We start from the raw sequence: 556 nt of genomic DNA on the forward strand, positions 1-556 counted from the left end.
CAGCTGGCGGGTAAAGCCGCTCTTGTCCAGCGCTTTCATGCCCCAATGCTGCTGCATGTAGCGGCGAGCGGCGGCCAGATTGCCGCCGAAGAAGCGGGCGGCCAGCAGGGCCGTGGTCAGCAGCTCGGCGTCGGAGAGCTGGCGCTTGTGAGGCGCTTGTGGGCGGGTGGAGCGCAGAAAATCATCGATGAAGCAGTATATTGCGACGGTCTGTTCTGTCATGGGAAGGGGGCTTGAAGCGGTCGAATTCTTCAAACCTAGTCTTTCCCGTGCGGAACAGCTAGGTTTGAGGTATTCGACCACACTCACACCTGCCGACCATGACAGAACAGACCGTCGCAATGTACTGCTTCATCGACGATTTTCTGCGCTCCACCCGCCCACAAGCGCCTCACAAGCGCCAGCTCTCCGACGCCGAGCTGCTGACGACAGCGTTGCTGGCCGCCCGCTTCTTCGGCGGCAATCTGGCCGCCGCTCGCCGCTACATGCAGCAGCATTGGGGCATGAAAGCGCTGGACAAGAGCGGCTTTACCCGCCAGCTGCACCGCCTGCACGA

Annotated in this window: 2 pseudogenes; one reads left to right on the top strand and one right to left on the bottom strand. The window is 61.9% G+C overall.

The window, feature by feature from the left end:
* A pseudogene (locus tag CDA63_RS20160) lies at positions 1-222 on the bottom strand (IS982 family transposase); the annotation flags it as partial.
* Between the two features lie 98 nt (positions 223-320).
* On the opposite strand from CDA63_RS20160, the pseudogene CDA63_RS20165 reads away from it, so the two are divergent.
* Positions 321-556 (top strand): annotated as a pseudogene (locus CDA63_RS20165) (IS982 family transposase); the annotation flags it as partial.

The organism is Hymenobacter amundsenii (assembly GCF_002204745.1).
Lineage (GTDB): Bacteria > Bacteroidota > Bacteroidia > Cytophagales > Hymenobacteraceae > Hymenobacter > Hymenobacter amundsenii.